General features: G+C 73.0%; 17 protein-coding genes. 13 read left to right on the top strand and 4 right to left on the bottom strand.

The window, feature by feature from the left end:
• Positions 1-238 precede the first annotated feature (238 nt).
• Entirely contained in the window at positions 239-898 is a 660-nt protein-coding gene (locus LX83_RS13070) for a M23 family metallopeptidase (RefSeq protein WP_253770828.1), read from the bottom strand.
• A gap of 346 nt (positions 899-1,244) precedes the next feature.
• Positions 1,245-2,516, bottom strand: a complete 1,272-nt coding sequence (locus LX83_RS13065) for an esterase/lipase family protein (RefSeq protein WP_253770825.1) — start codon at positions 2,514-2,516, stop codon at positions 1,245-1,247.
• Positions 2,517-2,826: 310 nt separating this feature from the next.
• On the opposite strand from LX83_RS13065, the gene LX83_RS13060 reads away from it, so the two are divergent.
• The 13 genes from LX83_RS13060 (at position 2,827) to LX83_RS13000 (ending at position 22,015) form a co-directional block, all read left to right on the top strand.
• Positions 2,827-3,027 (top strand): hypothetical protein, encoded by a 201-nt coding sequence (locus LX83_RS13060; RefSeq protein ID WP_253770823.1) that lies wholly within the window; start codon positions 2,827-2,829, stop codon positions 3,025-3,027.
• A 395-nt stretch (positions 3,028-3,422) separates the two neighbouring features.
• Positions 3,423-5,414, top strand: a complete 1,992-nt coding sequence (locus LX83_RS13055) for a hypothetical protein (protein ID WP_253770820.1) — start codon at positions 3,423-3,425, stop codon at positions 5,412-5,414.
• 597 nt (positions 5,415-6,011) lie between these two features.
• The gene (locus LX83_RS13050; RefSeq protein WP_253770818.1) at positions 6,012-6,467 is read left to right on the top strand and encodes a cobalamin B12-binding domain-containing protein; all 456 of its coding nucleotides are present in this window, start codon (positions 6,012-6,014) and stop codon (positions 6,465-6,467) included.
• A 392-nt stretch (positions 6,468-6,859) separates the two neighbouring features.
• Complete coding sequence (gene sucC, locus LX83_RS13045; RefSeq protein ID WP_253771176.1) at positions 6,860-8,029, top strand: ADP-forming succinate--CoA ligase subunit beta; 1,170 nt, start codon at positions 6,860-6,862, stop codon at positions 8,027-8,029.
• 7 nt (positions 8,030-8,036) lie between these two features.
• Complete coding sequence (sucD, locus tag LX83_RS13040; protein WP_253770816.1) at positions 8,037-8,927, top strand: succinate--CoA ligase subunit alpha; 891 nt, start codon at positions 8,037-8,039, stop codon at positions 8,925-8,927.
• A 221-nt stretch (positions 8,928-9,148) separates the two neighbouring features.
• Positions 9,149-9,880 carry a DUF5336 domain-containing protein gene (locus tag LX83_RS13035; RefSeq protein ID WP_253770814.1) on the top strand — a complete coding sequence of 244 codons (732 nt, stop codon included), beginning with the start codon at positions 9,149-9,151 and terminating at the stop codon, positions 9,878-9,880.
• 218 nt (positions 9,881-10,098) lie between these two features.
• Entirely contained in the window at positions 10,099-11,715 is a 1,617-nt protein-coding gene (locus tag LX83_RS13030; protein ID WP_253770813.1) for a cell division protein PerM, read from the top strand.
• Between the two features lie 175 nt (positions 11,716-11,890).
• Positions 11,891-12,496 carry a phosphoribosylglycinamide formyltransferase gene (gene purN, locus LX83_RS13025; protein WP_253770810.1) on the top strand — a complete coding sequence of 202 codons (606 nt, stop codon included), beginning with the start codon at positions 11,891-11,893 and terminating at the stop codon, positions 12,494-12,496.
• A 68-nt stretch (positions 12,497-12,564) separates the two neighbouring features.
• Positions 12,565-14,121, top strand: a complete 1,557-nt coding sequence (gene purH, locus LX83_RS13020; RefSeq protein WP_253770808.1) for a bifunctional phosphoribosylaminoimidazolecarboxamide formyltransferase/IMP cyclohydrolase — start codon at positions 12,565-12,567, stop codon at positions 14,119-14,121.
• A 548-nt stretch (positions 14,122-14,669) separates the two neighbouring features.
• Positions 14,670-15,515, top strand: coding sequence for a hypothetical protein (locus LX83_RS13015; protein WP_253771174.1), 846 nt, complete (start codon positions 14,670-14,672; stop codon positions 15,513-15,515).
• 512 nt (positions 15,516-16,027) lie between these two features.
• The gene (locus LX83_RS13010) at positions 16,028-17,818 is read left to right on the top strand and encodes a DNA polymerase Y family protein (protein ID WP_253770805.1); all 1,791 of its coding nucleotides are present in this window, start codon (positions 16,028-16,030) and stop codon (positions 17,816-17,818) included.
• A gap of 1 nt (position 17,819) precedes the next feature.
• Positions 17,820-18,227, top strand: a complete 408-nt coding sequence (locus tag LX83_RS13005; RefSeq protein ID WP_253770803.1) for a hypothetical protein — start codon at positions 17,820-17,822, stop codon at positions 18,225-18,227.
• A 425-nt stretch (positions 18,228-18,652) separates the two neighbouring features.
• Entirely contained in the window at positions 18,653-22,015 is a 3,363-nt protein-coding gene (locus LX83_RS13000) for an error-prone DNA polymerase (RefSeq protein ID WP_407649553.1), read from the top strand.
• Positions 22,016-22,037: 22 nt separating this feature from the next.
• Here the strand turns inward: LX83_RS13000 and LX83_RS12995 are convergent, their stop codons facing one another.
• Together LX83_RS12995 and LX83_RS12990 are read right to left on the bottom strand one after the other, a co-directional pair.
• Complete coding sequence (locus LX83_RS12995) at positions 22,038-22,331, bottom strand: DUF3017 domain-containing protein (RefSeq protein ID WP_253771172.1); 294 nt, start codon at positions 22,329-22,331, stop codon at positions 22,038-22,040.
• A gap of 86 nt (positions 22,332-22,417) precedes the next feature.
• On the bottom strand, positions 22,418-23,281 hold the full coding sequence (locus LX83_RS12990) for a bifunctional methylenetetrahydrofolate dehydrogenase/methenyltetrahydrofolate cyclohydrolase (RefSeq protein ID WP_253770801.1): 864 nt from the start codon (positions 23,279-23,281) through the stop codon (positions 22,418-22,420).
• Between the last annotated feature and the right edge of the window lie 107 nt (positions 23,282-23,388).

Genomic DNA, 23,388 nt, shown 5'->3' with positions numbered 1-23,388 from the left:
AGATTGGGCTGTCCGCTTCGGGAGAGCGGCGGCCGCCGCCTGGTCACGGGGGACCAGGCGGCTCACCTGGCAGAACTGGCGGCGGCGCTGGCGTGGCCGGCGAACGCCAGTAGCGGCACGACAGCGCGCCGGCACGCCGGTGGTGCGGGCGGACCGGGCCCCAGGCCCGGTGCCGGTGTCCGCCGGCCTGGTCGGGCCGGCGGCGGGCGTGGTCAGGCTCTCGGAGCGCTCAGAGCGCTCAAAGCGCGATGCCCCGCTCGTTCAGCCACGGCAGCGGGTTGATCTTCTTGCCGTCCGGGTTCCACACCTCGAAGTGCAGGTGCGGGCCGGTGGAGAAGCCGCGGTTGCCCATCCTGGCGATCTGCTGGCCGGCCCTGACCTGCTGGCCCACCTTCACCGAGTACGAGTCGACGTGCCCGTAGACGTTGATCGTGCCGTCGGCGAGCTGGACGCGCACCCACAGGCCGAAGCCGCTGGCCGGGCCCGCGCTGATCACCTCGCCGTCGGCCGCGGCCACGATCGGGGTGCCGATGCGGTTGGCGATGTCCACGCCGTAGTGCATCGTTCCCCACCGGCCACCGTAGCCGGAGGTGAACGTGCCGGCGGCCGGACACGCGAACTTGGGGCGCTTGGCCTCGGCCTCGGCCGCGGCGCGCTGCTCGCTGATCCGGTTGCTCTTGGTCAGCTTGTCGACCTCGCTGGAGGTGTCGACCGTCTTGGCGACCGGAAGCACCTCGGGGCTGATCGGCGTGTTGCCGCCGACGCCGAACGCGGCAGCCGCCTCCTGACCGTTGGCCAGCGGAGTGACCTCGTCACGGGTGGGCGATGCGGCCGCGGAGTGGAGTGTCTGGCCGGCGCCGGCCGCCGCAAAGGCGCCGACCGCAACGGCCGCGACCACGACCCGCCCGCGCAACGCGGACGGCGGCGGTGGAAGGCGGTGTGCGCCCCGAGTGCGTTTGGAGGCTACTTCCTCGGCCTCTGCCAGCACCGGGGAAGGTCCTTGGCCGCCGGGGGAGCGGTGTCGAGCCAATGCCTGCCCTTCCGTCTTCGGGGAGTCCGGGCGGACGTCGGGCGGGGGAACCCGGTGAGCCGGTCGGGGTAACCGACTCGATGTCCTGCCTGTGACCGGACCGTGACAACGGACCGGGGGACAGTAACCAAGGGCGACCCCTCAGGGCAAACCCCTACGGGGAATTTCTGCCGAATGGACGGCAGGAACGAGGTTTAGGACGGCGAGTTCGACGCTACGTGTTCGGATCCTCGGAAGAGTGGCCACGTACAGGCACTACAGAAGGGAGAGGGTTATCGCCGGAACGGGTGAGCGCGGTCACGATCAAGCGCACAGTGCGGGGATCGACCGGGAGCGAGAGGTGACCGGAATCACGTATCTGGTGTTCCTCGACCACCAGATCAGGATGCCGGAGCCGGGCGTTGCCCTGGGGGATGACGACCTGGTCCATCTCGCTCCACACCGCCACGAACCGGGTTTGGCACCCGCTCGCCGGCTGGTCCAGCTCGGTGAACAGCGCGGACCCCGGGCGTAGCTGCCGCAGCAGCGGGGTGGGCAGCAGGTAGGCGGTGAGCGTTCCGCTGTGCGGCGTGCCCAGTGTGATCAGCGTGTGCGTCCGCTGGTCACCGCCGAGGCGCTGCACGTAGTAGCGGGCGATCAACCCGCCCAGCGAGTGACCGACCAGGTGCACGTGGTCGGCGCCGGTCTGCTCGCACACCCGCTCCACCTGGCTGGCCAGCAGCGCGGCGGCCGCGCGGACATCACCGGTCAACGCGGTGAGCACGCTGTAGTTCACCGGGTGCACCACGCCGAACCCTCGGCGCCGCAGCGCGCTGGAGAGCACGGTGAAGGTGGACCTGTTGTCGGCGATGCCGTGCACCAGCACGACCGGCGTGCCCGCCGCCGCCATCGCCGACACCACCAGACCGCGCTGTGCCGGCGGCAGGTGGTCGGTCCGGTAGTGGCCGTACGGCTCTGAGCGCTGGAACTGCTTGGTGGCCATGCCCCACGGGTAGAGCACGGCGTGCGCGGCGAGCCAGGCCGCCTCCACGACCAGCCCGCGCAGGCCGCCCGCCGACGCCAGGGCACGCAGTGCGGCGCGGGCGTCACCGACCACCCCGGGGACGCCGCCGACCGGTTCGGCGGGCGCCGGCCCCGACTGCTCGACCGGCGCGTGGTCCGGTGCGCCGCTGTCCGGTTCCGGGGGCGCCGGCGGCTCCGGCTGGCGTGGGATCGGATCCCCGGATTCGGCGCGTTCCGGCTCGCCCGACGCGGTGCTGTTGGTTCGCTCGGGTCGGGATTCCCCGGCACCAAGGCGGAGTGCGTTGGTGAGCCAGAACAGGCCGCCGTTGCCCATGGACAAACGGTAGGCGTTGGGGGCGTGATCCACCTGCCTTGTCGGGCCTGCCGCTGTCGAGCCGGCGGCGTTCACCGCGTTCACCGGCCCGGTGGCGAACAAACCGACGCGGTACTTGGTTACGTCGACCGAGTAGCGTTCGGCGGCCATTCCGGGCATGTGACCGGCTGCTGCGGCTGTTCCGGCGGTCGCCCGCCGCCGGGTGGCGCGGAAAGGGCGCCGAAACGCCGCAGCAGAAACACCGCAATCGGCGCCGCGCGTGTCGCTCGGGCAGGCGGATGGATCATGGCGGCGAACTTGCTAGCGTCGGGTCCGATGAGTGAGCGCAGCCGTTCGATCGAGGACGCGAACCTGCCCGACACAACCGGTCCGCACAGCACGGCCGGCCCCACCACCGCCAGCCCGGCCCCGACCAGCACGAACTCCCCGGGCCCGGAACAGGCTGCGGCACCCCCAACCGATGCGGCACCCCCAACCGACGCGGCGGGCGCGGTTGTCCCGGTTGCCGCTGGCCCAGCTGGCGCTCCCCCAGCCGATGCCGCTCCCGGAGCTGCCGCCCTCGACCTCGGGGATGCCGACCCTGGAGATGTCGACCCTGGAGATGTCGACCCTGGGGATGCCGACCCTGGGGATGCCGACGCGGTGGATGTCGATCCCGTGAGTGCTGCGCAGGACGATGCCAGCCCGGTGGAGATCGGGGTCGGGCCGGAGCGGGCGGAGGCGATCTCGGGCGATGCCGAGGCCGCTGATCACACCACCACTGCCGGGACGGACACCTCAGGCGCCAGCGATCAGCCTCGGCCAGCGGCCCCCTCTCCGGCAGCCCGGACGTCGGCGGCTGCGGATCCGCACGACTTTCTGACGGCGGACTCGGGCACGGCGGACCAGGCCGCGGGTGTGGCTGCGGCGGACACCAGCGGGGCGGCCCGGCCGGTGGCCCCGGCGGTACGCCAGGCCGGAGCGGCCCCGGCCGCAGCTTCGGTTGGCCAGGCCGCGGCTGATCCGTCGGCGCCGGCCGGTCGATCCACCCCGTCCGGGTCGCCCGCCGCACCGGGTGTGCTGACCAGCGAACTGGCCGACTTCCCGGAAGCGGCCGCGGAACGGTTGCGCACGGCACTGGGCGTGGCCGGGGTGGGCGCGCTGCTGTCGGCCGCGGGCCCACTGGCCGGCGTGGTCGGCGCGGCCGGCAGCGGACCGGACGGGACCGGGCCGTCGTTCGCCTGGGCACCGCTGCTGATCGCGCTCGCCGTGCTGCCGGTGCTGGCGGCGCTCGCGTTCAGGGCCAGCGGCCAGCCCAGGGTGAGCGCGGGCGTGCTCGCCGCGGTCGCGCTGGTCGCGCCCGGCCGGGCGCTGGCCGATCTCCAGGTGGCTGTTGACTCCACCAGGGCGTCTCGGCCAGAACTGTTCACCCCGACCACGCTGGTGCCGCTGCCGCCCTCCATCGGCCTGTGGCTGTTGGTGGCCGGCCACGTGGCCGTGGCCGTGGCCGGGCTGCTGGCCCTCGGCGCCACCGCGATCGCGACCGGTCCCGGCACGGTCGACCGGGTGGCCAGGTCACGGCAGGAAGAAGGCCCTGCCCTGCCCAGCGGCCGGCGGAACGTGCTGGCCGGAGCGCTGTTCGTCGGCCTGTTCGCGGCGGTGGGGCTGCTCGGTGCCCCGTTCACCTCGACCAACCCCTACCTGCTCGGCGACGCGCCACTGGACTCGCCAGCCCTGGTGCTGGTCGGCGGACTCCTGGTGGCCGTGGCCGCCGTGCTGGGCGCTGTGCTGGCAGCCACCGCCGCCGACCAGTCCGTTGCCCGGGGCGGCCTGCTCGGCACGGCGATCGGGATCGTGGCCGTCTCCGCACCGCCCGTGGCCGCCGGGCTGTTCGTCGACGCGCTGCGACCCTCGTGGGGCCCGGTGGTCGCGCTGTTGGCCGGGCTGATCCTGGCCGACCTGTCCCGGCGGCTGCCCGAGGCCAGCCAACCGGACAGGACCACCCAGCACACCCCGTTCACCCAGCACACCCCGTTCACCCGGGTCGACCAAGCGCACCGCGTCGACCTGGCCGGCCAGTCCGGCCGGGAGAACCGCACCACCACGCGGTTCGACCCAACCGGCCTGTCTGACCAGCCTGACCAGCACGGCCCAGCCAGGCAGGCGGACGCCGCACGAGCGTCGGTCGGGCTGGCGCCACCCGTGGCTGACGTGTCCCTGCCCGGCCTGACCAGACTGCACACGGTCGCGGGCGCGTTCGGTGTGCTCGCGGCGGTGGCCGCCCTGGTCGGGGCGTTCGCCGGCCTGCTCACCATGCCCGCCGGCGCGCCGCAGCTGACCAACTACGTGGAGCGGCCGCTGGTGCCGGCCGGCCTGCTCGTTGGCCTGCTGAGCGTGCTGGTGCTGGTGCCCAGGACGGCGGCCGCGGTGCGACCGGCCCTGGTGGTGTCGCTGGCCACCGTGCCGCTGGTGGCCGCCGGTGTGCTGGACACGGTGATCACCGCGACCATGACCCTGCCGACCCCGATCATCAACCTGGACCGCGTCGGTGGGGTCATCACGCCAGGCCCCGGCCTGTGGTTCACCGTGCTCGCGCTGGTCCTGGCCCTGGTCTCGGCCTGCTGCGCGGGGCTGGCCGGCAGCGTGGAGCGGGAGGAGACCGAGCACGGCGCACCGCGCCAGCGGGAGGCCGTGCTCGCCGTGGCCGGTGCCGCCGCGCTGTTCGCCGTCGGCACCTTCGGTCTGCCCACGCTGCGGGCGTCCGGCTACGTGGCGGCCGGTCTGTGGACGGACTTCCGGATCACCTCCTGGGGTCTGTTGATCGGACTGGTCGCGGTGGTGGCGGCCACCGGGTTGGCACTGCGGTCCCGGCCGGCCCGTGGGGTGGCCCTGCTGCTCGGCGCGGCGGGCGTGGTGGGTGTGCGCCTGCTGGATCTGCCCCTGACCGGCGGCAGGACGGCGAACCCGTCGGCCGGGCCCGGCACCTGGCTGGCCGTGGCCTGCCTGGTCGCGCTGCTGGTGACCGCGCTGCTGGTGGGGCAGGCGGCCCGCCGCCAGGCCCGGGCCTGACGCCGGTTCCGCCGGCGCGGGGGACGGGGGAGGGGGACAGGGGAGGGGGACGAGCAACGGGGTACTCGCCACCTCACCGCCCCGAGCAGACCCGGCCCACGAGCCCTGGTCCGTGCGCCCCGGTCAGTGGGGTCTCGGTCAGTGGGGTCTGGGGCAGCGGGGTCCCGCCGGAGCAACACCGGTTGACGCGGGCAACCGGGTGACCGGCGCCGCGTCCGAGCGCGGCGGGCGCGAGGTCGGTCACCCCGGCGGCGGGCACACCAGGAGGCACTACAACACGATCATCCTGCTCACTCCCCTCTCTCCCCTCTCTCATTTCCACCGCGGCGATCTGGGGCCGGCCCATGACCGGGGCTGGCAGACCCACCGCGCGACCCGGGTTCGCGCTGGTGATGACTGGCCACCGCCGGCCTGATCAGTCAAACATGTGTTCGATAGCGGCGGTAGTCACACGATCTGGTGATGGTGCGGGAGGGGGGACCGTGGCGCACTCGGTCCGGCGGCCTCTCGTGCTCACCCGGCCCGACCGGCATACTCGGTGGCCGACGGGTGGCTACCCTGCGATCGCGGGGGCACTTTCCGCAGCCAGGAGGTTCGATGAGCGGTCGCATCCGGGTCGTGGTGGCCAAGCCGGGGCTGGACGGGCACGACCGGGGAGCCAAGGTGGTGGCCAGGGCGTTGCGGGACGCCGGCATGGAGGTCATCTACACCGGCCTGCACCAGACACCCGAACAGATCGTGGACACCGCCATCCAGGAGGACGCCGACGCGGTCGGCCTGTCCGTGCTCTCCGGCGCGCACATGACCCTGTTCGCCAGGGTGGTCGAGCTGCTCGCCGAGCAGGGCGCCGAGGACGTGGTGGTGTTCGGCGGCGGGATCATCCCCGACGAGGACCTGCCCCGGCTCGCCGAGATCGGGGTGGCCAGGGTGTTCACCCCGGGCGCGCCCACCCAGGAGATCGTCGACTGGGTCCGGGCCAACGTGCCCGGTTCGGCCGGTCAGCACCAGGAGCGGACCGCACAGCCCGACGCGGAGCCGGCGCAGACGCCCTGACCAGGGGTTTTCTCGGCGGACGTGGCAGTGCGGCGGTACCGGTGCGGATCACGGGCGGCCAGGTCGGCAACGTGTTGTCGCGCACGGTGATGGACTTCACCGGGCGTTGGCCCCCGCTGGTCCGCGCAGGTCGATAGGGTCTGCGTCGGCCGTCCCCGATCAGTGCCACGCATGGCGCGACCGACGTTCCAGGTGTTGCCTGGTACGAACACGGGCGACCACCCACCTGTGTCAGCACAGCGGGCGATCCGCCTCACCGCGGTGAGCCGTCTGCGCTGTCGCGGGACGCGACCCGGGACCCCAGGCAACTGCCTGGAGCGCCGGAAGCCGAAGAACAAAACCCTGACGGGGACGCGGCCGTTGTCCGACACCGACGTCGCATGGAGAGTCGAGTGGACCTGTACGAGTACCAGGCGAAGGACCTCTTCGCCGCCCACGGTGTTCCGGTGCTGCCGGGATCCGTGGCTGACAACCCCGCGGACGCCCGTGCCATCGCCGAGCAGCTGGGCCAGACCGTCGTGGTCAAGGCCCAGGTCAAGACCGGTGGCCGCGGCAAGGCCGGCGGCGTGAAGCTGGCCGAGAACCCGGACGAGACCCAGACCAAGGCGAACGCCATCCTCGGGTTGGACATCAAGGGGCACGTCGTTCGCCGCGTGCTGGTGACGCCCGCCTCGGACATCGCCGAGGAGTACTACTTCTCCTTCCTGCTGGACCGGGCCAACCGCACCTTCCTGGCGATGGCCTCCGTCGAGGGCGGGATGGACATCGAGGAGGTCGCGGCCACCAAGCCCGAGGCGCTGGCCAAGGTGCCGGTGGACGCGATCAAGGGCGTGGACGAGGCCAAGGCCAAGGAGATCGTCGAGGCCGCCAACTTCCCGGCCGAGGTGCGCGACCAGGTCGCCGAGGTGATCGTCAAGCTGTGGGAGACCTTCGTGGCCGAGGACGCCACCCTGGTCGAGGTCAACCCGCTGGTGCGGGACCCGCAGGACAAGATCATCGCGCTGGACGGCAAGGTCACCCTGGACGACAACGCCGCCTTCCGCCACCCCGAGCACGCCGACCTGGTCGACATCCAGGCCGAGGACCCGCTGGAGGCCAAGGCCAAGGCCAAGGGCCTCAACTACGTCAAGCTGGACGGCCAGGTCGGGATCATCGGCAACGGCGCCGGCCTGGTCATGTCCACTCTGGACGTCGTGGCCTACGCGGGCGAGCGGCACAACGGTGTCAAGCCGGCCAACTTCCTGGACATCGGTGGCGGTGCCTCCGCCGAGGTGATGGCCAACGGGCTGGACATCATCCTCAACGACCCGGACGTGCGGTCGGTGTTCGTCAACGTCTTCGGCGGCATCACCGCGTGCGACGCGGTGGCCAACGGCATCGTCAAGGCGCTGGAGATCCTCGGTGACGAGGCGACCAAGCCGCTGGTCGTGCGGTTGGACGGCAACAACGTCGAAGAGGGCCGGCGGATCCTGGCCGACGCCAACCACCCGCTGGTGACCGTTGTGGACACCATGGACAACGCGGCCGACAAGGCCGCCGAACTCGCCGCGGCAGGGGTGTGAGCCAAGGATGGCTATTTTCCTGACCAAGAACAGCAAGGTCATCGTCCAGGGCATGACCGGCTCCGAGGGCATGAAGCACACCAAGCGGATGCTGGCCTCGGGCACCAACATCGTCGGTGGGGTCAACCCGCGCAAGGCCGGCCAGAAGGTCGACTTCGACGGCATCGAGGTACCGGTGTTCGGCACGGTGGCCGAGGCCATGGAGACCACCGGTGCCGACGTCACCGTGATCTTCGTGCCGCCGGCGTTCGCCAAGTCCGCCGTGATCGAGGCCATTGACGCGGGCATCGGCCTGGCCGTGGTCATCACCGAGGGCATCCCGGTGCACGACTCGGCCGCGTTCTGGGCGCACGCCGTGGCCACCGGCAACAAGACCCGGATCATCGGCCCGAACTGCCCCGGTGTGATCTCGCCCGGTCAGTCCAACGCCGGCATCATCCCGGCCAACATCACCGGCCCCGGCAAGATCGGCCTGGTGTCCAAGTCGGGCACGCTGACCTACCAGATGATGTACGAGCTGCGTGACTTCGGCTTCTCCACCTGCGTGGGCATCGGTGGCGACCCGGTCATCGGCACCACCCACATCGACGCGCTGCAGGCGTTCCAGGACGACCCGGACACCGCCGCGATCGTGATGATCGGTGAGATCGGTGGCGACGCCGAGGAGCGGGCCGCGGCCTACATCACCGAGCACATCACCAAGCCGGTGGTGGGCTACGTGGCCGGGTTCACCGCGCCGGAGGGCAAGACCATGGGGCACGCCGGCGCGATCGTGTCCGGCTCGTCCGGCACGGCCGCGGCCAAGAAGGAAGCCCTTGAGGCCGCCGGGGTCAAGGTCGGCAAGACGCCGAGCGAGACCGCGGAGCTGATGCGCGAGATCATGCGCTCGCTCGGCTGAGCACGCGCATCCGCGCTGACCAGCTGATCAGCGTTGACCGGGCCGGGCACGCCTGTATCGGGGTGCCCGGCCCGGCTCGTGTGATGCCCTGGTGTGTTCACAGCCGGTGACCGGAAGCGGGCGGAACCAATCCGATCCGGTGTGCGTCTTTGGGAGTGGATCGGCTAGCGTTCGGCAGCTGAACCACGTGTTGCTCCCACGGTGGAGGAGGAGACCTCGCGATGTCCGTGCCATACGGCGCGCCCCAGCAACAACATGCCGGTACGCCGGCCCCACTGGGCGGGATGAACCTCGCGCAGTTGATCGGGCTCGGGGTGGCCGTACTCGCCCTGGTGAGCTACTTCTGTGGATTCGCTGACGAGGCTGGCGGTGGCAAGAGCCTCCCGCAGTACCTGCTGCTCGCCGGCGGGCTGTTCGCCGCGCTGTCGGTACTGCCCAAGGGGCCGGCCTCGCTGCAGATCGGGGCCGTGCTCAGCGTGCTCGGCGGGCTGGGCATGCTGCAGATCGTGGTGTCCTGGCCGGGGGAGACCCCGTCCATCGTGGTGGTCATCCTGATCGCCGCCATCCTGCAGCTGCTCGGCGCGGTGGCCATGCTGCTCGCCGACGCCGGAGTGATCAAGATCCAGCCCAAGCCGGCCGGCATGTACGGGCAGCCGGGCAGCTGGAACCCGGGTTCGGGTGGCTTCCCGCAGCCGGGCCAGTTCGGCCAGCCGCAGCAGCATGGTCAGGCGCAGCAGCAGGGCGGCCAGCCGGGGCCGCAGTCCACCGGACAGTTCGGCGCTGCCGGGCAGCAGGCCCCGGCGCCGACCTCGTTCATGCCGCAGCCTGGCCAGTTCGGGCAGGTGCCGCAGCCTGGCCAGCAGGGTGCCCAGCCGGGGCAGTACGGCCAGTCCGGCCAGGGGCCGGGCACGCCGCCGGGCGGCTTCGCCAGCCCCACCCAGCCCAACAGCTGAGGCGTTTCCCGCGCGTTCCACACCTCGGGGTGGCACCGGTTCCTGGTGACCGGTGCCACCCCGAGTCGTGTTTCCGGGGCCTTCTCCCCGTTGGACCGGTCAGTTCGGCCAGCCGGCGGCGGTGGAGCGGACCGGTCGCAGGATCACAAAGAGCAAAGCTCTTAGCGGCGTGCCTCACTCGGATGGCTCAATCCTGCTGACACAGTGGGGAAGTGCCCGTGTTCCCGTCAGTTCCGCACGGGACCGCCGATCCCGCGCGTCGACCAGCGCACCCACCGGGCCAGCAGGCCAGGGTGCTCGCCATGGCCGTGGCTGGTTCGCTGGTCCTCGGCTATGTCGGGGCGGTCGTGCTGCTCGCGGTGGTGAGCGGCACGGCGGCGGCCGACCGGTTCTCCCTCGCCGGGATCCTGCTCGGCGCGATACCGGCGTGGCTGGCCGCCTACCACGTGCCGCTGGGCCTGCCCGGCGGTCAGCTCGGGGTGTTGCCGCTGCTGCCAACGGCACTGCTGATGGCCCTGGTGGCCGGCACGTCCCTGGGTGCGGCCACCCAACTGCGGCTGCGCCGGCCCGGGCAGGCCTGGCCCGTGGTGGCGGCCATGGCGGGGGCGCACGCCGTGGTCGGCTGCGTGCTGTCGCTGGTGACCTCGGGCGGCCCGGTGCGCACCCCGCCGGCCGTCGCGTTCTTCGGCTGCGCGGCCGTGGCCGGGGCGGCGGCCACGCTGGGCATCGCCCGCCGCTGTGGTCTGGCCCGGGCGGTGCGCGGCTGGCTGGACCCGGTGACCGCACGGGGGATCCGCGCCGGGGTGCTGGCGATCACCGCGCTGCTCGGGGTGGGCGCCGCCGCGCTCGCCGTCGGGCTGACGATCTCCTGGCCGACGACCAGCGCGCTGTTCGGCGCCGCCGGCGCGGGTGTGGGCGGTGCGTTCGGGATGTGGTTGCTGTGCCTGGGCTATCTGCCCAACGCGGTCGTGGCCGCAACGTCCTTTGTGGTCGGTTCCGGGATGTCGGTCGGGCAGGTGTCGGTCGGGCCGGTCGAGTTCACCGGTGGGCCGCTGCCGTCGGTCCCGCTGTTCGCGGCCCTGCCCGAGCAGTCCTCGTGGTGGCTGCCGCTGGTGCTGGTGCTGCCCGGTGCCGTTGGCGTGCTGGTGGGCTGGGCGTGTCGGCTGGTGGCGGCCAGGCCGGCCGCCCGGGTGCGGGCCGTGCTGGTGGCCGGGCTCACGGCGGCGGTCGGCTGCCTGGTGTTGGCCGCGCTGGCCGGTGGCGCGCTGGCCAACGGCCCGTTCGACCCGGTGCGGGTGCCGGCCGGGCTGTTCGCCGTGCTGACCCTGGGTTGGATCGCGCTGCCCGGTGCGGTGGTGGCGTGGTTCGCCGCGCCACCCGCACCGGTGGCACGACCGGCCAACGCGGCTGCTACCGCGACCGCGGACACCGTTGCCACCGAGCTGGACGGCGCGGAAACCGCGTCGGTGGACTCCGCACCGGACCCGGCCGCGGATCCAGCGCCGGCCCCCGGGGGTGATCCGGTCGCGGACGCCGACGCGGATGTGGTCGGTGCCGAAGCTGATGACACCGAAGCGGACAGTGCCGAAGCAGGTGGCGCCGAAGCAGGTGGCGCCGAAGCAGGTGGCGCTGAAGCAGGTGGCGCTGAAGCTGAGGGCGCCGGAGCGGGTGGCGCCGGAACGGACGGTGTCGGAACGGGTGTGGCGGTCCCGGACCAGGCGGTGGAAACAGCCGGCGCGGGCGAGGACAGCGGGGAAACCAGGGGACCGGCCGGCGATGGGCTGGGCCAGCCGGGAACCGGCCCGGACGCCGCCGGCCGGTCAGACCGGCCCTGAGCGGAGAGATCGATTGCCCAACGCCTAGGCTGGCCAGGAGTCACGATCTGGCCAGGGGTGCCGGTCGTGGCTCAAGGTCCTTTGCACGGCTCCACCAGGAGATCACGCCCAGGAGATCAGGCTGAGTCCCGCAGAGTCCACAGTAGACCCCGCCGCCCGCCAGGTCCGCTTTCCCGTGCCGGCCAGGGTGGTTGTGCTCGTCTCCGGTTCGGGCACCTTGTTACAGGCCCTGTTGGACGCTGCCGCGCAGCCCGGATACCCGGCCCGGGTGGTGGCGGTCGGTGCCGACCGCGGCGGTATCGCGGGCCTGGACCGCGCCAGGCAGGCGAACGTGCCCGGTTTCGTGGTCCGGCTCCGCGACCACCCCGACCGCGCCGCGTGGGACGTGGCGCTCACCGAGGCGGTCGCCGAACACCGGCCTGACCTGGTGGTCTCCGCCGGGTTCATGAAGATCCTCGGCGCGGCGTTCGTGGCCAGGTTCGGCGGCCGGACACTGAACACCCACCCCGCGTTGCTGCCCGCCTTCCCGGGAGCGCACGCGGTGCGGGACGCCGTCGAGTACGGCGTCAAGGTCACCGGTGCCACCGTGCACCTGGTGGACGCGGGGGTGGACACCGGGCCGATCCTGGCCCAGCAGGCCGTGCCGGTGGCACCCGACGACGACGTCGACGGCCTGCACGAACGGATCAAGACGGTGGAACGGCGGCTGCTCGTCGACGTGGTCGCCAGGCTGGCCCAGGAGGGCTGCACCGTGAACGGACGAAAGGTGACCATTCCGTGACCACTGTGCCCGATTCGTCTGCGACCGGCTCTGCCGAGCCCGGTGCTGCTGGGCAGGAGCGCCGGCCGGTGCGCCGTGCCCTGATCGGCGTCTCGGACAAGGCGGGTCTGCTGGACCTGGCCACCGGGCTGCACGCGGCCGGTGTCGAGATCGTCTCCACCGGGGGCACCGCGCGGACGATCGCCGACGCGGGCGTGCCGGTGACCCCGGTGGAGGAGCTGACCGGCTTTCCCGAGTGCCTGGACGGCCGGGTCAAGACGCTGCACCCCCGGGTGCACGCGGGGCTGCTGGCCGACACCCGCCGGCCCGAGCACCTCGCCCAGCTGCGCGAGCTGGACGTGGCCCCGTTCGACCTGCTGGTGGTGAACCTCTACCCGTTCGCCCAGACCGTGGCCTCGGGCGCGGGCCCGGAGGAGTGCGTCGAGCAGATCGACATCGGCGGCCCGGCCATGGTGCGGGCGGCGGCCAAGAACCACGCCAGCGTGGCCGTGGTGGTGGACCCGGCCAGCTACTCGTGGGTGCTGGACCAGGTGCGCTCCGGCGGGTTCACCCTGGCCGACCGGCAGCGGCTGGCGGTGGCGGCGTTCCGGCACACCGCCTCCTACGACGTGGTGGTGGCCTCGTGGCTGGGCGGGACGTTCGCCCAGGAGGAGGAGCAGGCCCAGTTCCCGACGTGGCTCGGGGCCAGCTGGCAGCGCTCGTCCGTGCTGCGCTACGGCGAGAACCCGCACCAGCGGGCGGCGCTGTACGTGGCCGACTCCGCGCGCGCCGGGCTGGCCACCGCGCGGCAGTTGCACGGCAAGGAGATGTCGTACAACAACTACGTCGACGCGGACGCCGCGTGGCGGGCGGCGCACGACCACACGGCGCCGTGTGTCGCCATCATCAAGCACGCCAACCCCTGTGGCATCGCCACGTCCACCGTGGAGGGTTCGGCGGCGATCGCCGAGGCGCACCGCAAGGCGCACGCCTGCGACCCGGTGAGCGCGTTCGGCGGGGTGATCGCGGCCAACCGCGAGGTCACCGTGGAAATGGCCGAGCAGGTCGCGGAGATCTTCACCGAGGTCGTGGTCGCACCGTCCTATGCGGACGGAGCCGTGGACGTGCTCACCCGCAAGAAGAACGTCCGCATCCTGGTCGCCGAGCCGCCCGAGCGGGGTGGCATCGAGACGCGGCAGATCTCCGGTGGTCTGCTGGTGCAGTCCAGGGACACCATCGAGGCCCCTGGCGACGACCCAGCACAGTGGACGTTGGCCTGCGGCTCGGCCGTGGACGAGCGGACCATGGCCGATCTGGTGTTCGCCTGGCGGGCCTGCCGGGCGGTGAAGTCCAACGCCATCCTGCTCGCCAACGAGGGTGCCACGGTGGGCGTCGGCATGGGCCAGGTGAACCGGGTCGACGCGGCACGCCTCGCGGTGACCCGGGCGGGCGAGCGGGCGCTCGGCTCGGTGGCCGCCTCGGACGCGTTCTTCCCGTTCCCGGACGGCCTTGAGGTGCTGCTCGAAGCCGGGGTGCGCGCGGTGGTCCAGCCGGGCGGCTCGGTGCGGGACGCCGAGGTCATCGCCGCGGCCGAGGCCGCGGGTGTGCCCGTCTACCTGACCGGTACCAGGCACTTCGCCCACTAGGGCGGGCTCGGGCACCGGCCTCCTGGCTGGTGCCGGTGGTCCTGCCGAGGTTTTCCGGTGGGGCGTCCCGTGCTGGGCGCCCCACCGCCGGCCCGGACCGGGTCGGTGTTCCTCCCGATCGCGGTTTCCGCCCGATCAGCACGTCCACGCCGTTGAGCGGCCGGGTGAGAGTGTCCCTGGCCGGTTCCGGCCCGGGCTGGCGTGCTCCGCGGCGGTCAACGTCTTCCAGGCGGTCAACGTCTTCCTGGTCGGCCGACGTCCTCGGGGTGGCTGGCTTCCTCGGATCGTTCACCTTCCTTGGTTTGACCAGGCCTGTTCTGGGTATCAGCGGGCCGCCCAGTCACTGGATCGGGTGACTGGGCGAAGCTGGGATTGACAACCACAGCGGGGCTCGCGATACGATTCCCCCATCGTTCGAACAGGCGTTCGAACGACAGAGTGCCTGGTTCTGGGGTACCGGGCACTCTGCCTGCCGACTTCCCACGGCGTGCTGTGTCGTTCCCGCGTGAGCGGGGAGCTTGTTGTGGGAGGGCGGTTCGTTGTCCGGAGTGGTCACGGCTTCGCTGGTCGCGCTCAACGGGGTGGGCACGGCCAGCGGGCTGACCGCTGCTCCGGCCGACCAGACCACGGGGCAGGTGCTGCCAGTGCACGCGGGCCTGGCAGACCTGTTGCCCTGGGGTGGCCTGCGGCGAGGCAGCACGGTGTCGGTGCGCGGATCGACATCGCTGCTGTTCGCCCTGCTGGCCAGAGCGACGACCGAGGGTTCGTGGGGTGCTGTGGTGGGCCTCCCGGATCTTGGTCTGCTCGCTGCGAGCGAGATCGGTGTGGTGACACGCCGGCTCGCACTGGTACCGCATCCAGGCAGGGAGCTGACCTCGGTTGTTGCCGCGTTGCTCGACGGGATCGACCTGGTGGTGGTGGCTGTACCGGAGGCCGACCGGCTCGGGGTTTCGGGTCGGGACGCCCGGAGCGGCCGGACGGGCACTCCCCAGGTCAGCCCGAGCCTGGCGCGGCGGCTGTCGGCACGAGCACGGCAACGGCGAGCCGTGCTCCTGCCGTTCGGCCCGTGGCCCGGCGCGGACGTGGAAATCGCATGCATCGGTGGGAGGTGGTCTGGACTTGGTGAAGGGCACGGCCGCCTGCGGCATCGAGAGGTCGTAGCGCAGGCGCGGGGACGCGGGGCGGCAGTGCGACCTGTGCGCGTGAACCTGATGCTGCCTTCGGACGCGGGAGCCGTTGGCATCGCACCGGAGCGCACTGGTCGCTCGGCCGGCCTGGCCAGTGAGCCAGGCGGTCCCGGTCGAGCGCGTGGTTCGGCGCCCGGCTGGCCGACCAGGCAGGACTGGTCGGGCGGCCAGGACTGGTCGGGCGTGCAGCCGGTGGAGGCCGGATGAGCAGCGAAGACACCTCCGAGGCCGGTGGGGTCGGTCGCGGGCTCAGCAAGCCTGGTACGCCTGGAGAATCGGGCGATCCAAGCACGGCTTGGGCACCTGGCACGCCTGCGGGGCTCGGCAGATCGGTGGCGACGATCAGCCGGTCACCTGCGGCCAACCGCTCGGGTGCTGGTGCCTCAGGTGGCGGTGCCCCCAGCGGTAGCGCCCCGGGTGGTGGGGTCCAGGGCGGTGGCGTCTCGGGTGGTGAGGCCCAGAGTGGTGGGGCCCAGAGTGGTGAAGCCCAGAGTGGTGGGGCCAAGCCGCCACCACTGGGGGCTGTGCTGCTGGGTGCCGTGCTGCTGGAGATCGGCCCGCTGCGGGATGTGCCGCCGCTGGTGGTGCCTGCTGCCGCGGCACAGCCAGAGCCGGCACCACCGCGACCGCCGGAATCGGCTGGTTCGCCGGAACGGGCTGGTTGGCTCGGTGCGGCTGGCTCGCCAGGTTCGGCTGCCCTGGCTGGGGTCGCGGGGCCGGTGGACACCGGCCACCGCCGCCGGGTGGCCACGCCGGTGCGCACCCTGGTGGTGTGGTGCCCGGACTGGCCGGTGGTGGCGGCCAGCGCGGTTGCTGGGCTGCCGCCGCACAAGCCCGCCGCGGTGGTCGCGGCCAACCGGGTGGTCGCCTGCTCTGCCGTGGCCAGGGCGGAGGGGGTGCGGCGGGGTGCTCGACGACGGGACGCCCAGGCGCGCTGCCCCGAGCTGGTGGTGTTCGAGGACGACCAGGCCAGGGATGCCCGGCTGTTCGAGCCGGTCGCTTCGGCCGTGGAGGAGCTGGCGCCTGGCATCGAGGTGGTGCGCCCCGGGGTGGTCGCGGTGCCCGCACAGGGGCCGGCCAGCTACTTCGGTGGTGAGGAGGCCGCTGCGGAACGGCTGATCGACCACGTCGCGGCCGTGGCCGGCGTCGAGTGCCAGGTCGGGGTGGCGGATGGCCTGTACGCGGCCACCCTGGCGGCGCGGCGCGGCCTGGTGGTGCCGGCCGGTGGCAGCCCGGCGTTCCTGGCTGATCTCGACATCGGCGAACTTGACCTGCCCGGTGGTGAGTACGTCAGCGATGGGGCGTTGCCCGGTGCCGGTGGTGGGGCCGGGCGCGGACCCGGCGGTGGACCGGTCGGCGGATCGGGCAGGGGGTCGGGCAGGGGGAGCCGCGCCGAGCTGGTCGACCTGTTGCGGCGGCTGGGACTGCGGACGCTGGGCGCCTTCGCCAGGGTGCCCGAACGGGATGTCGCGTCCCGGTTCGGCGGACCCGCGGTGATGGCCCACCGGCTGGCCCGAGGGCTGGAGGAACGCCCGCCAGCGCGCCGCCGGGTACCGCCGGAACTGGCCGTGGCCGAGGAACTCGATCCCCCGGTCGACCGGGTGGACGCGGCGGCCTTTGCCGCGCGGGCCCTCGCCGACCGGCTGTACACCGGCCTGGTCCACCGCGGGTTGGCCTGCACCAGGCTGGGCATTCAGGCCACCACCGAGCGCGGTGAGGAGCTGACCCGGGTCTGGCGCTGCGCTGAACCACTGACCCCGCAGGGCATCGCCGACCGGGTGCGCTGGCAGCTCGACGGGTGGCTGCGCGGCTCCAGCGTGCCGCGCCGCACCGGGAACACCACGCGGAACGCCGTGGTGAAACCGCGCCCCAGCGCGGGGATCAGCTTCCTGCGGCTGGTGCCCGAGGAGGTGGTGGACGCCTCCGCCCTGCAACTCGGGCTGTGGCACGGCGAAGGACAGGAGCAGGGCGAGGCCACCGAACGCGCCGGGCGGGCCCTGGTCCGGGTGCAGGGGTTGCTCGGCCCGGACGGGGTGCTCACCGCCACGCTGGGTGGCGGGCGCGGTCCAGCCGACCAGGTGCGGCTGGTGCCCTGGGGCGACGGGGGCGCGGACGAGGCGGCTGACGCGGCCCGGCGCGGGCCCGGGTCGGCCGCCGTCCCGCCGTGGCCCGGCCGCCTGCCCCCGCCCTCGCCCGCCACCGTGTTGACCGAGCCGGTGCGGGCGAGAGTGCTCGACGCCGTGGGCACGGAACTCGGGGTCACTGGACGGCACCAGCTCACCGGGGTTCCCCGGTGGGTGGAGCTGGGCTCGGCACCGGGCAGGCCGGTGCTGGGGTGGGCCGGCCCGTGGCCGGTTGTGGAGCGCTGGTGGGACCCGGACACCAGCCGCCGCCGAGCCCGGTTGCAGGTGGTGCTCGACGACGGGCAGCGAGACGGGCAGCAGGTCCAGATCGCCGTGCTGCTGGCCAGGGAAGGCCAGCGGTGGGTGGTGGAAGGGGTGTACGACTGACATGGTCGCGTTCGAGAACTCCTGGGACGACCCGGAGAACACCGTCCGCATCCGGTGGACCGGGTACTCCTGGTTCGGCCAGGAACAGCACCAGGGCCAGGAACAGCACCAGCGCCAGGAACAGTCCGGCGGTCAGGAGTCCGACCGAGGGCAGGGACAGGCCTGTGGTCGGGAGCGGGGCTGGGAACAGGAGCGGGCCTGGGAACGGCGGCGGGATCCGGGAGCCAGGCAGGAGCTGACACCCGGGCGGGAACGAACACCTGAGCAGGAGCGGACACCCGGACAGGGGCAAGGGGCAGCACCGCGTTCCCGGTTCACGGGCCGCCCGGCCGCGTGGTCGTGGTCTGGCCTGCAGGTGGTGGTCCCCGCCCCGCGCCGCCCGCTCGACGACGCCCCGGTGGATGGATGAGCTGGCACAACCCGCATCAGCGGTGGGCCGACCTGGAGCGAGTGCTGTCCGGGCGGCCCCCGATCACCACCTCCCGGACCGGTAATGCCGACCGGATCGATGATGCTTCCCGGGCCGGTGACGCGTCCCAGGCCGGTGACGTGTCCCGGGCCGGTGACGCTTCTCGGGCCGGTGATGGTGGCGGCAGACCTGGTCGTGCCAACGCCGGTCGCGCCCGCCCCGGCAGCGACAGTTCCGGCCACTCCAGTTCCGGCCACTCCAGTTCCAGCGGCGCCAGTTCTGGCGGTGACTGTTCTGGCAGGGACCGTTCTGGCGGCACCGGGCGGGCTGGGCACGCCAACCGGGCGGAGCAGCGGGACGGCCCGACCTGGCCGGTAGGGCAAGCCTGGCGGACAGCACAGCCCTGGCAGGCCGAGCAGACTGGGCTGGCTGACCAGGCTGGGCTGGTCGAGCGGGCTGGGGCGGTCGAGCAGGTCCAGTTGGCCGAACAGGCCAGGCAGGCCAGACGGGCCCGGGCTGGTGCGGCACAGCGGCGGGTGCCGTACGCGGAACTGCACTGCCACTCCAACTTCAGTTTCCTGGACGGCGCGAGTCATCCGGAGGAACTGGTCGAGGAAGCTGTTCGACTCGGCCTGGACGCGGTGGCCATCACCGACCACGACGGCATGTACGGGGCGGTGCGGTTCGCCGAGGCGGCCAGGGAGCTGGGCATGCCCACGGTGTTCGGCACCGAGCTGAGCCTCGGCCTGCCCAGCCCGCAGAACGGTGTGCCCGACCCGGTGGGCGAACACCTGTTGCTGCTGGCCACCGGGCCGGAGGGGTACCGGCGGCTGTGCCGGGCCGTCACCGCGGGCCACCTCGGTGACCACCGGGGCAGCGGGCAGATCGGCCAGAACGGCCAGGAGGGCCAGCGCGGCCAGGGCGGCCAGCCGAGGGCGGAGAAGGGCCGGCCCTGCTACGACCTGGAGCGGCTCGCCGCGGAGACCAGTGGGCACTGCCTGGCGCTCACCGGGTGCCGCAAGGGCGCGGTGCGGCGCGCGCTCGTGCGCGGTGGACCGGACGCGGCCAGAACCGAACTGCGCAGGCTGGTCGACCTGTTCGGCCGGGACGGGGTGTTCGTCGAGCTGACCGACCACGGGCTGCCCGACGACAGCCTGCACAACGACGTGCTCGCCGGCCTGGCGGCCGAACTCGGGCTGGCCACGGTCGCCACCACCGGGGCGCACTACGCCACCCCGGGCCGGGGCCGGCTGGCCGCGGCGCTGGCCGCGGTGCGCGCCCAGCGCGGGCTGGACGAGATGGACGGCTGGCTGCCCCCGGCGCCCACCTCGCACCTGCGGTCCGGCGCGGAGATGGCCGAGTTGTTCGCCCGCTACCCCGGTGCGGTGCAACGCGCCGCGGAACTCGGTGCGCGGTGCGCGTTCGACCTGAAGCTGGTCGCCCCGAAACTGCCGCCGTTCGACGTTCCCGCCGGGCACACCGAGGACAGCTTCCTGCGGGAACTGGTGTACGCGGCGGCGCCCGCCCGGTTCGGCTCGGCCCAGGAGAACCCGGCCGCCTACGCGCAGGTCGAACGGGAGCTGGCCGTGGTCGAACAGCTCGGCTTTCCCGGCTACTTCCTGGTCGTGTGGGACATCGTGCGGTTCTGCCGGGCCAACGGCATCCTCTGCCAGGGGCGGGGCTCGGCCGCCAACTCGGCGGTCTGCTACGCGCTGGGCATCACCAACGTCGACGCGGTGCGCTGGGGTCTGCTGTTCGAGCGCTTCCTGACCCCGGCCAGGGACGGCCCACCCGACATCGACCTGGACATCGAGTCCGACCGGCGGGAGGAGGCCATCCAGTACGTCTACGCCAAGTACGGCCGGGACCGGGCCGCCCAGGTGGCCAACGTGATCACCTACCGGGCTCGCTCGGCCGTGCGGGACATGGCCAAGGCGCTGGGCCACTCCCCGGGGCAGCAGGACGCCTGGAGCCGGCAGATCGACCGGTGGGGGTCGGTGCGGGCGGTCGCCGAGGAGTGCGACGACCCGATCCCGCCCGCCGTGCTGGACCTGGCCGACGAGGTGCTGGGGTTTCCCCGCCACCTGGGCATCCACTCCGGTGGGATGGTGATCTGCGACCAGCCGGTGAGCGAGGTGTGCCCGGTGGAGTGGGCGCGGATGGCCAACCGGTCGGTGTTGCAGTGGGACCGGGACGACTGCGCCGCGGTGGGCCTGGTCAAGTTCGACCTGCTCGGCCTCGGCATGCTCTCCGCCCTGCACTACGCGATCGACCTGGTGCGCGAGCACGAGGGCGTCAGCGTGGACCTGGGCGAGTTGAACCTGGCCGACGAGAACGTCTACGCGATGCTGCAACGGGCCGACGTGGTCGGGGTGTTCCAGGTGGAGAGCCGGGCCCAGATGGCCACCCTGCCCCGGCTCAAACCGGCCACGTTCTACGACCTCGCCGTCGAGGTGGCGCTGATCCGGCCCGGCCCGATCCAGGGCGGCTCGGTGCACCCCTACATCCGCCGGCGCAACGGCGAGGAGCCGGTCACCTTCGAGCACGACCTGCTGCGGCCGGCGTTGGCGAAAACCCTGGGCGTGCCGCTGTTCCAGGAACAGCTGATGCAGATCGCCGTGGACGTGGCCGGGTTCAGCGCGGGTGAGGCCGACGAGCTGCGCCGGGCCATGGGGGCCAAGCGGTCCAGCGCGCGCATGGAGCGGCTGCGGCAGCGCTTCTACGACGGGGCGGCGCGGCAGGGGATCGGCACGGAGCTGGCCAGCCGGATCTACGAGAAGCTGACGGCCTTCGCCAACTTCGGGTTCCCGGAGAGCCACGCGCTGAGCTTCGCCCTGCTGGTGTTCGCCAGCGCCTGGTTCAAGCACTACCACCCGGCGGCGTTCTGCGCGGCGCTGCTGCGCGCCCAGCCCATGGGCTTCTACTCGCCGCAGTCGCTGGTGGCGGACGCCCGGCGGCACGGGGTGCCGGTGCTGGGGCCGGACATCAACGCCAGCCTGCCGCACGCCACGCTGGAGCGAGTGCCGGCACCGGGTGCCACCGGAGAATCCGCCACCGAAGAATCCACAGTGGACCCGGACGGGGTGCTGGCGGTGCGGCTGGGGCTGGGCGCGGTGCGCACCATCGGGCAGCGGCTGGCCGAGGAGCTGGTGGCCGAGCGCCAGCGCGGCGGCCCGTACCGGGACATGGCGGACGTGGCGCGGCGGGTCCGGCTGACCACGCCCCAGGTCGAGGCGCTGGCCACGGCGGGCGCGTTCGCGAGCTTCGGCCTGGACCGCAGGCAGGCGCTGTGGGCGGCCGGCGCGGTGGCCGGGGAGCGGCCGGACCGGCTGCCGGGCACCGCGGTGGGCGGCAGCGCCCCCACCCTGCCCGGCATGGACGAGGTGGAACTGGCCGTGGCCGACGTGTGGGCCACCGGGCTGTCCCCGGACAGCTTCCCCACCCAGTTCATCCGGGAGCGGCTGACCGCGCTCGGCGCGCTGCCGGCCGCCCGGCTCACCGAGGTCGAGCACGGGACGCGGGTGCTGGTTGGCGGCGCGGTCACGCACCGCCAGCGGCCGGAAACCGCGGGCGGGGTGACCTTCCTGAACATCGAGGACGAGACCGGCATGGTCAACGTGGCCTGCTCACCGGGCCTGTGGGCGCGGTACCGGCGGGTGGCCCGGTCCAGTCCGGCGCTGCTGGTGCGGGGCGTCGTGGAGCGGGCCGGTGACGTGATCAACCTCAACGCCGACCGGCTGCAACACCTCGACCTGCGGGTTCCCTCGTCGTCCCGGGACTTCCGCTGAGCGTGGCGCGGACCCGGCCGGCTCAGCCGAACGGGCCGCCGGTGATGGTCAGCGCCACCGCCATCACCGCCACCCCGAACGCCGAGTACAGCAGCACGTCAACGCTGCGACTGCGGATCGCCAGCAGGCCGGCCTGCTCGTTGGCCAGCAGCGCGCGCAGGGCGGCGGCGACCAGCAGGGCGAGGCCGATCAGCACCGTGCCCTCGCGCCAGTAGTACTGGGCGAGCCGCACGATCCCGATCGCCACCAGCACCAGCACCACCGCGAACGGCAGGTGCAGCACCACGGCGGACCGGCCGCGCCGCTGGTCGGGCATGCCGTTGCCACCACCCTTCGCGCTCGTGTGCGGTGCGGCGACAGCGGCCGACGAGGTGTTCGTGATCGACACTGCGCCCCACCCGGTCACTCGGCCAGCGCCGCCTGGGCGCGCTCGGCGGCTTCGACCACGTTGGTCAGCAGCATCGCCCTGGTCATCGGGCCGACCCCGCCGGGGATGGGGGCGAGGAAACCGGCGACCTCGCGCACCTCGGGGTGCACGTCGCCGGACAGGCCCTGTTCGGTGCGGGTGATGCCCACGTCCAGCACGGCCGCGCCCGGCTTGACCATGTCCGGGGTGATCAGCCCGGCCTTGCCGGCGGCGGCCACCACGATGTCGGCCCGGCGCACCTCGGCGGCCAGGTCGGTGGTGCCGGTGTGGCACAGCGTCACCGTGGCGTTCTCCTCCCGCCGGGTGAACAGCAGGCCGAGCGGGCGGCCCACGGTCACGCCCCGGCCGACCACGGTCACGTTGGCGCCGGCGATCGGCACGTCGAAGCGGCGCAGCAGCTCCACGATCCCGCGTGGGGTGCACGGCAGCGGCGCCGGCTCACCCAGCACCAGGCGGCCCAGGTTGGTCGGGTGCAGGCCGTCGGCGTCCTTGTCCGGGGCGACCCGCTCCAGCACGCGGCCGGTGTTGATGTGGCCGGGCAGCGGCAGCTGCACGATGTAGCCGGTGCACTCCGGGTTCTCGTTGAGTTCGTCGATCACGGCGAGCAGGTCGGCCTCGGAGATGTCCGCCGGCAGGTCCCGGCGGATCGAGGTGATGCCGACCTTGGCGCAGTCGGAGTGCTTGCCCTTGACGTAGGCGCGCGAGCCGGGATCGTCCCCGACCAGCACGGTTCCCAGTCCGGGCACCACGCCCTGGTCGGCCAGTGCGGCGACCCGCTCGCGCAGGTCGGCGTAGATGGCGTCGCGGGTGGCCTTGCCGTCGAGGATCGTCGCGCTCACGGTGTCAATCTTCTCAGAGCCGGTTCCCCTCCGCGCTGTTCCCCTCTGGCGCGGTTCCCCTCCGCTCCGATCCCCGCTGGCGCCGATCCCCGCTGGCGCCGATCCCC

It is taken from the genome of Goodfellowiella coeruleoviolacea (assembly GCF_024171785.1).
GTDB classification, from domain to species: Bacteria; Actinomycetota; Actinomycetes; order Mycobacteriales; family Pseudonocardiaceae; genus Goodfellowiella; species Goodfellowiella coeruleoviolacea.
Note: the sequence above shows the minus strand (reverse complement) of the source record. Positions and strands in the feature narration are given on the sequence as shown.

Bases quoted from the DNA above. Each gene is read 5' to 3' on its own strand.
- LX83_RS13060 (WP_253770823.1), top strand. From the start codon at position 2,827: ATGCGGCACCCCCAACCGACGCGGCGGGCGCGGTTGTCCCGGTTGCCG.
- LX83_RS13050 (WP_253770818.1), top strand. From the start codon at position 6,012: ATGAGCGGTCGCATCCGGGTCGTGGTGGCCAAGCCGGGGCTGGACGGG.
- LX83_RS13035 (WP_253770814.1), top strand. From the start codon at position 9,149: ATGTCCGTGCCATACGGCGCGCCCCAGCAACAACATGCCGGTACGCCG.
- sucD (WP_253770816.1), top strand. From the start codon at position 8,037: ATGGCTATTTTCCTGACCAAGAACAGCAAGGTCATCGTCCAGGGCATG.
- LX83_RS13065 (WP_253770825.1), bottom strand. From the start codon at position 2,516: ATGGCCGCCGAACGCTACTCGGTCGACGTAACCAAGTACCGCGTCGGT.
- LX83_RS13005 (WP_253770803.1), top strand. From the start codon at position 17,820: ATGGTCGCGTTCGAGAACTCCTGGGACGACCCGGAGAACACCGTCCGC.
- LX83_RS12995 (WP_253771172.1), bottom strand. From the start codon at position 22,331: ATGCCCGACCAGCGGCGCGGCCGGTCCGCCGTGGTGCTGCACCTGCCG.